Source organism: Gordonia otitidis NBRC 100426 (assembly GCF_000248075.1).
Classification (GTDB): Bacteria; Actinomycetota; Actinomycetes; order Mycobacteriales; family Mycobacteriaceae; genus Gordonia; species Gordonia otitidis.
Window position 1 is genome coordinate 1 of sequence record NZ_BAFB01000055.1, and the last position, 5,062, is coordinate 5,062.

The 5,062-nt window shown below is 61.1% G+C and carries 4 protein-coding genes; 3 read left to right on the forward strand and 1 reads right to left on the reverse strand.

Annotation, left to right across the window (positions count from 1 at the left end):
• Window positions 1-201 precede the first annotated feature (201 nt).
• From GOOTI_RS05085 to GOOTI_RS05095, 3 genes are all read left to right on the forward strand, one after another.
• Window positions 202-1,230, forward strand: a complete 1,029-nt coding sequence (locus tag GOOTI_RS05085) for an MT-A70 family methyltransferase (RefSeq protein WP_007237498.1) — start codon at window positions 202-204, stop codon at window positions 1,228-1,230.
• A gap of 432 nt (window positions 1,231-1,662) precedes the next feature.
• On the forward strand, window positions 1,663-3,453 hold the full coding sequence (locus GOOTI_RS05090) for an McrB family protein (protein ID WP_039993458.1): 1,791 nt from the start codon (window positions 1,663-1,665) through the stop codon (window positions 3,451-3,453).
• The gene (locus GOOTI_RS05095; protein ID WP_007237500.1) at window positions 3,450-4,802 is read left to right on the forward strand and encodes a 5-methylcytosine restriction system specificity protein McrC; all 1,353 of its coding nucleotides are present in this window, start codon (window positions 3,450-3,452) and stop codon (window positions 4,800-4,802) included. The genes GOOTI_RS05090 and GOOTI_RS05095 overlap by 4 nt, the downstream gene beginning before the upstream one ends.
• Window positions 4,803-4,863: 61 nt before the next feature.
• Here the strand turns inward: GOOTI_RS05095 and GOOTI_RS05100 are convergent.
• A partial coding sequence (locus GOOTI_RS05100) for an IS3 family transposase (RefSeq protein ID WP_007237501.1) occupies window positions 4,864-5,062 on the reverse strand: 199 nt, incomplete at its 5' end.

Genomic DNA, 5,062 nt, shown 5'->3' on the forward strand with positions numbered 1-5,062 from the left:
TGCTAGCGTCGAACCTTACTTCAATACGTCTCATTATCAGTATTAGTTGTGCGACAAGGCATTACGTCACCAGTCACATGACCATGCATGACTCACGACGGGCGGTGATCCGTCACACAACAAACCAACTCATCTGGGGGCGACACACTCACAAAGATCCACTCTCCATCAAATAGATCTTTTACGGTAGGGTCCCTTTCCATGACCCCGACGATCGACAGTCTGCCGAAGACCTCTGACATCGCGCCGTTGCCAACTGTGGAGGGCGGATTCCAGGCCGTTCTCGCCGACCCGCCATGGCGCTTCAGCAACCGTACCGGCAAGGTTGCGCCCGAACATCGGCGTCTCGATCGCTACGGAACGATGGACCTCGAAGAGATAAAAGCGCTGCCCGTCAACGACGTGACTGCGGACAATGCGCACCTCTATCTCTGGGTCCCGAACGCACTGCTACTCGAAGGCATTGAGGTCCTGCATGCGTGGGGATTTCGCTACGTCTCGAACATCATCTGGGCCAAGCGACGCAAGGACGGCGGGCCCGATGGGCGCGGCGTTGGCTTCTACTTCCGCAACGTGACCGAGCCGATCCTGTTCGGCGTCAAGGGATCTATGCGGACGCTTCCGCCTGCCCGGTCGACGGTCAACATGATCGAGACCCGCAAGCGTGAGCACTCTCGCAAGCCCGATGAGCAGTACGACCTCATCGAATCCTGCAGCCCGGGACCGTATTTGGAAATGTTCGCCAGATACCCACGACCTGGTTGGACCGTCTGGGGCAACGAGGCCGACGAGGTCATCGAGCCGAAGGGCCGCTCGCACAAGGGGTACACCGGCGGTGCCATCGAGAACTTTCCGTCCCTCGAGCCGAATGAACGTCTGAGCCCGTGGCTCGCTCACCGACTCGCCCGGATCCTCGCGGAGGAGTATGACACCGGCGCTTCCATCGACCAGCTGGCCGAGGAGTCCGGCTACTCGGTCCAGCGCGTCCGCACCCTGCTGGCCCAGGGTGGAGTCGAGCTGCGTGGCCGTGGTCGGCCGAAGAAGGAGCCAGTCAGGAAGGCCTCTGTCAAGAAGTCGGCCGCTAAGAAGGGTGTGGCCAAGAGCGCCGCTGCGAAGTCGACGAAGAAGGCCGCCCCGACGAAGAGGGTCGTCTCGGCCAAGACGACCCCGGCCAAGCAGGCAGTTGTCGTACCGGTCGCCCCCGCAGCAGAGGACGACATCGCCGTCTGATGCAAAGCGCTCGCGCTGACGCTGTGCCTCTACGAGCGGCGGGATCGACGTGAGCGTGGTCCTGGCCCGTACCGTCCCCTAGCACGTCTATCACTAGCAACTTCGCTCGTACCTCGAGCTCGAACGAGGCGACGAACGCGACTGTCTCATCCTCGAAATCGCGATCGCCAGAAGTGCTTCACCCCGCCCTGTCCGGTTGCTGAAGAAGTCCCCCGGCGGGCCGCGGCGCTACAGGACTCCAGCACCAGCCCAGACGACCAGCACCAGCCCAGAAGAAGACATCGCACAGTTCGACGACAAGAACTCCGCAGCCCCAGTCTCGCTACGGGGTCTTCCTCTGTCCGAAGTCACTAAGACCCGCGTCCACGAACCGATGACTTGAACGGGCAGGTTGCAGACAGTCAGGCCGACGTAGGTGAAAGACTTAGATGTGTGAGCCCCGTACCCACAGTTGGCAAGATTTCCTTCACTAAGTTCACTGCACCCGAGGCGACGATGCAGAAGCTGGCGACCGTCGAGCCCGGGACCACGACTGCCGCTGAAGTCGAGCAAATCCTCGAGAGCGACGCGATCGCGGGGGGATCGACGCCTGCTCCACTCTGGAACGACTTGATCGACTACGACCCGCCAGCGGATGCGAGGGCCAAGGCCGGGACGCAGGTCGCCATTGACAACGAACTCCTACGGGCGGCCCGTGAAGGGGTAGATTATCAGTACCTGCTGTTCTGGGCAGCCCTCAATCTCGCTGACACCCGGTTGGATACCATCACCCAACGTTTCCTCACTGATGACGACGGCCGGCTCAACGTGCAAATGATCAACCGTCAGGCGCTCGGCGACGCTCTCGCGGCATACGCGTCTGATGATCAGAACTTTCCCAGAGACGGGAAGTCGACGACTAACATTCTCAGTCTTCTTGAACGGTGCCGACTCATCGAACCCGAGAAGCACGGGGGATCCATCGTCGGGGTCGACTACCTGCTCCCGACACGGGGGGCCGCCCGTCCGCTGGTAACCATGGTAGGCGAGCGCCTCGCTCACCAGGGCGTGGTGGCCGTGCCAGGCCGGGAAGTCGAACTCGCCCTCGCGATCGGCGCCAATTCCTGGTTGGGGCTATCCCGCGATGAGTTCGTCCAAGCGCTCAACCAGAGCGCGGGCGTCACGCCTCCCGTCGTTCGCGGTTCCCTTCCTGACGACCTGTACGAGCTGGCCACACAGTTACGCCGCAAGGGGCAGGTGGTTCTCCAAGGTCCACCCGGAGCCGGCAAGACCTACGTCGCCCGAAACTATGTGGAATGGGCGACCGCTAAACGGGTCGATGACAGCCGCCTGCAATCGATTATCGATTCGTTGCCGACTAACGAACGAACCATCGACGGCATCGCTGACGAGGTCGTACGACGAGACATTGGGGCTCTCTGGGACATCGTCCAGTTCCACCCTGGCTACGACTACACGGACTTCGTCCGAGCCCTCGTCGCCGAGCCCTCGTCCGGCGGAGTCACGTTTACCCCCAAGCACAAACTTTTCAGCCTCATGACTGGCGTGGGCAACCGGCTTCTCGACGTCGGACACGACGTGGAGATGGTGCTAATCCTCGACGAGATCAACCGCGGCAACATCCCGAACATCTTCGGTGAACTGCTCTACGCGTTGGAGTATCGAGGTGACGCGGTCTCCACCCCCTACGCGGTCGACGGCGACGCCTCGATTTCGGTCCCACCGAGTATGCACATCATCGGCACAATGAACACTGCTGACCGCAGCATTGCAGTCATCGACTACGCGCTGCGCCGTAGGTTCGTTTTTCTCAACGTCGCGGCGACCGACGTTCCTATCCGAAGCTACGACTTCGACTCGGAGATCACGCGAGCTGCGGCTCTCTACCTGTACGAGACTACCGACCTCGCCCTGTCCGACGCGCCCGCCGGCCTAAAGGTCGGACCGTCCTACTTCCTGGCAGCTGCAGACAAGGACGAGTCCTCACTCCAGGTGCTCGCCGCCCGATTCATTTACGAGGTCCTGCCGCTACTTGATGAGTACGAGATGGAGGGTGAGATAGACACGACCGCGCTAAGCTCTCTTCGAGCCGAGCTTGGATTGTCCGCTGACGCTACGCAGCGCCAACAGGCCCAAAACCTCGCCTCTCGCCTCGAACAACGCGTCATTGACGCGGTGCCGAAATCGGTTCTGTACGAGCAACTCCCCGACCCCGACTCATGACCGAGACAATCGGTATCGAAGTAGCGGAGCGGCGCTCCACTCTTATCGATAGCGACGTCGCCGAGACTGTTCCCAGCGACTTCTGGCGAGCTGCAGATTGCACGGTCCGACGATCGCCGGGCGACCAGGCGTGGACACTCGCAGCTGGAGACTGCGTCGGTGTCGGCCGCATCATCACCGGCGACCTGGATATCACCCTCACTGTCGTGCCCAAGCTGCCGGATGCAGATATGTTCTTCCTCGCTGACTACGCGTTCGGTCAGCGCCACGAGTCGCTTCGTGTCCTCGATTTTGACCAGCCGACGCTAGCAGCGGTACATAAGGACCCAACTGCTTGCCTACTCCTTTGGCACGTCGGTGCCATCAGCCGATTCGCCTCTCGCTGGCTGCGTCGTGACTACCGATCGAGTGATCGGACCTTCAAAGGCAAGGTAAAGGGCCGGATCCTGCTCGATCGCTACATCACCGATCACATAGCTTCGGGCCGATCCAACGAAATCCCCTGTCGAACAATCGAACAGACACAGGACACGCCCAACAATCAGGTACTCAAAGCCGGGCTGCGACACGCAGCCATGCTCAGCCACAGTCTCCCGGTCGCAGCCGCCGGTGTGGAAGTCCGGCGTCAGGTCTCAGCCACCCTTCCTAAGTTCTCCCAAGTCTCCGACATTGCCGTGACTCCGTCAGTGCTCCGCTCGACGTCCGTGCGAGGCCCGCAGCGCCACTATGCGATGATCCTCCGAGCCACGCGTAGCCTGCTTGCCAGCCAATTCACTGGGGTGCACGCCGGCGGCCTTCCTACGGAGTCATTCATGTGGGACATGCCGACCCTGTTCCAAGAGTCAGTGCGTGGGATCATATCGATGATGGACGACGTCGAGTTGGACGAGAAAAGTCCGCCTGCAGCCACCATCTACGACAGTTCCGGGGCAAAGGTCAGGAGGTCGAAGGTCGACCCCGACCTCGTCATCGTGATTCCTGGCCACGGCGCTGTGCTGCTCGATACTAAGTACAAGAACGTTCTGAGCGGCCCAACCACATCACCCGAGTCCGATTCGATCATACTGAGCGAGAAAGTGCGGATCTCCGTCTCACGGGCCGACATCTACCAAGCCGTTGCGTACAGCCAGCATGAACGCTGGTCGGACGACGTCCTAACTTCCGGGCTACTCTTCCCGGTTAGCTTGCCCGCCGGCGCGACGGTTCCGGAACCGGTGTACGTTCACGGCTTTGGCATTTCGCCAAATCCGCTGATATTTATAGACATTGGACCTCACGCCCGCCAGAACCTTGAACAGTTCCGAAGCGCGATCAGGCAACTGCATGGGGGAAGACTGCTGCACGGGTAGGGGCATCTGATCTGTGCCTACTTACTCGATGTGAATCGCCCCGGGTTTGCTGGGGGCTCGTTTACTTGGTTCCAGCGACTGCCGGGACCGGGTTCTCACGGTAGCTGGTGACTGTGTGGGTCGACCAGTAGGTGGTCTCGTACTCGACGGGTGGGACGTGCCCGATCTCGCCTTGCAGGCGGCGGTGGTTGAACCAGTCGATGTATTCGGCGACGGCGATCTCGACCTCGCCGACACCGCCCCAGCCACCGCGAGGGCGC

Bases quoted from the DNA above. Each gene is read 5' to 3' on its own strand.
- GOOTI_RS05085 (WP_007237498.1), top strand. From the start codon at position 202: ATGACCCCGACGATCGACAGTCTGCCGAAGACCTCTGACATCGCGCCG.
- GOOTI_RS05095 (WP_007237500.1), top strand. From the start codon at position 3,450: ATGACCGAGACAATCGGTATCGAAGTAGCGGAGCGGCGCTCCACTCTT.